This is a genomic window from uncultured Fretibacterium sp. (assembly GCF_938040765.1).
Lineage (GTDB): Bacteria > Synergistota > Synergistia > Synergistales > Aminobacteriaceae > CAJPSE01.
Window position 1 is genome coordinate 1 of the sequence record NZ_CALIAA010000061.1, and the last position, 2,778, is coordinate 2,778.

3 protein-coding genes are annotated in these 2,778 nt (G+C 63.8%); all 3 read left to right on the top strand.

Going from position 1 to position 2,778, the window contains the following annotated elements; genetic code table 11:
• On the top strand, positions 1 to 245 hold a 245-nt coding region (locus tag Q0176_RS02370; protein WP_299298894.1), incomplete at its 5' end, for a hypothetical protein.
• A 119-nt stretch (positions 246 to 364) separates the two neighbouring features.
• On the top strand, positions 365 to 1,768 hold the full coding sequence (locus tag Q0176_RS02375) for an extracellular solute-binding protein (protein WP_299298896.1): 1,404 nt from the start codon (positions 365 to 367) through the stop codon (positions 1,766 to 1,768).
• Positions 1,752 to 2,778, top strand: a 1,027-nt coding sequence (locus Q0176_RS02380; protein WP_299298898.1) for a hypothetical protein, incomplete at its 3' end; no start/stop codon positions are given. The genes Q0176_RS02375 and Q0176_RS02380, both read left to right, overlap by 17 nt.

Below are 2,778 nucleotides of genomic sequence, written 5' to 3' on the forward strand. Positions count from 1 at the left end.
TCTACTGGCTGCCGCGGATGCAGGACAACCCCTGGAACCTCATCGCCTTCCAGGGAAAGAACTATACCGACTCCGCCCCGCTGACCGTCACGCCGAGGCCGGACAGCATCCTTCGCGTCTTCATGGCCTACCGGCCCTTGAATGCCCCGGTCTCCGTCCCACAGCAGGAGCTGACGCCCTTCGTCCGCAGGGGCTTCACCCTCGTCGAGTGGGGCGGTCAAGGACCGGATGGGGCGGTTCGATAAATAAAAAAAGGGAGTCGGAGATTTGGAATAATGCGGGGAATGAAATAAAATAGGGGGACATCGTAAAGGGACGGTGCTTTTGCCCCTATGGCTGCGTCCCTTTCTGGAGGCGGTCCGTCTTGTCGTTCGTTTCCTCTTTTCGGAGGAAGGGCGTTTTCCTCTTATTTTTGGTCTTCCTCGCACTGGCGGGGGGGCTGTTGTTTTTCTGTGCGCGCCCGCCCAAGCCCGCGGAGCCCATCGTGCTCACGATCTGGCACAATCCCACCGGGCATCGGGAGGACGCCCTGTCCCTGGCCGTCGATCGCTTCAACCGTTCCATCGGCCGGGAGAGGGGCGTCGTCATCATCGTTACGGCCATCGCCAAGTCCGAGATCATGCACGAGAAGCTCATGTCCATCGCCCAGGGGGACCCCGGCGCCCCGCAGCCGCCGGACATCGTGATCGCCTACCCCAAATCCGCGATGCCGCTTATTGCGAAGGGGGCGCTGGCTGCCCTCGACGACTATTTTTCGCCCGATGAGCTGAGCGCCTACATCCCCGAGTTCATCGAGTCCGGCCGACTCGGGGATGGGCATCTGTACGTGTTTCCCATCGGCAGGTCCACCGAGGGCCTGCTCGTCAACAGGACGTTATGGGACCGCTTCTCCCGCGAGACCGGGACCCCCGTGACGGAACTCGCGACCTTCGAGGGGATCGTCCGCGCCGCCGAGCGCTACCACGAGTGGACCGACGCGAAGACCCCCGATATCGAGGGCGACGGGGACGTCTTCTTTATGGTGGACAATCCCTTCAACCTGGCCCAGGCCGTGTTTGCCCAGTTGGATGACGACCTGTTCGACGGGGATCGCCTGAACGTGCATTCTCCCGTCTACGAAAGGGTCTGGAAGCTGTTCTTCGAGCCGACGGTGCGGGGATGCGAATCCGTCTACAAGGGCTATGGGACGGACCTGGCGAAGACGGGCAGGATGCTCTGCTGGACCAGCTCCACTGCGGGCATCACCTTCATGCCGAAGAACGTGGTTTACGACGACAACACGTCCGAGCCCGTGGAGTTCGAGCTGCTGCCCTTTCCGATCATGGAGGGGGGACGGAAGGTCGCCATCCAGCGCGCCGGGGGCTTCTGCCTCTTCCGATCGACGCCCGACCGGCAGCAGGCTGCCGTCGACTTCCTGAAGTGGCTGACCCGTCCGGAGGAGAACCTGCGGTATGTCGAGGGTACCGGCTATCTGCCCGTGACCCGAAATGCGCTCGAGACGGCGCAGGCGCGTTGGGGAAAGGACGCCACCGGCATCTGGAAGAGCTATGTCGAAGCCATCGGCGTGATGAACCGCGAGTACCGTTTCCTGCCCCAAAGGTCGATTGCGAACTACGGAGAGCTGGAGATCCTGTACGAAGGACGGATGCGCCGCCTCGCGGAAAAGGCCCGTGAGCGGTACCGGGAGCTTTTGCCCGCTGTCGGGGCGGAACGGGCCTGGCGCGAGGCCACGGAAGGGGCGTACGCGAAGTTTGTCGAATCCAAATAGACTCTCCCTGTTCGCATTCTTCTCCAGGCTGAGGGGCCTCGGATCCCTGGGGCGTCTTGGGCGGACGCTGCGCCTGAGACTATGGATGTTCTTCGCGTTCGTCGTGCTCACGATGGCTGCGATCGTCTCGGCGGTCCTGTTCCTGACCGGCACGCTGAGCCTTCGCGACTCCGGGGGCCGACTCGTGTTCGACAACGAACTGAGGCACCTCGCGGCATCGACGGAGAGGCGGATGGGGCACCTCTCCGCGATGGCGATACGGATGGGCCATCACCTGTCGCACAGCATCGAACACTTTCTGGAGGAGCGGGGTCTGACGACGGACGATCTGCGTCGGCGGCCCGAGCTTCTGAGGCCGATCCTGGCGAACCAGTTCGACAACCTGATGCTCTCGCTCGAGCAGGCCAAGACGACCGGAGCCTTCCTGATCCTGGATGCCACCGCCAGTCGAAGGATGCGCGAGGCCCGGACCTCGCGGGCGGGGCTGTACCTCGTCGACTGGGAGCCGGAGCTGGTCAGCGGCAGCATGCTGCAGTTCCAGCTTCTGCGCGGTCCCTCGCAGATTGCACTGGAGCGGGGATTGGTGATGGAAAAGTATTGGGCCATGGAGTTCGACATCGAGGACGCGGACTATTTCGCACACCCGCAGCGGTGCGCCATGGAGCATCCCGAGAGCGCTCACCGCGTGGGGTTCTGGTATCCGACGACGACGATTCGGGGGACGGCCCGCAAGGCGATGCTGTGCAGCGTCCCCCTGGTCGATTCGCGCGGCGGCGTATTCGGGGTCTGCGGCTTCGACGTCAGCGACCTCCATTTCAAGCGCACCACCATGCCGGCCGCCAACATCTACGGCGGCATCTTCTGCACCCTGGCTCCGGTGACGACATCGGGGCTCGACGTCTCCTCGGCGCTGGTCTCGTGGCGCTATTTCGCGGAGGAGGAGCCGGGAGGCGCGAACCTCCTGTCGCCGGCGGGCGGACGCGACGGATTCACCCTCTACAGGACCGACG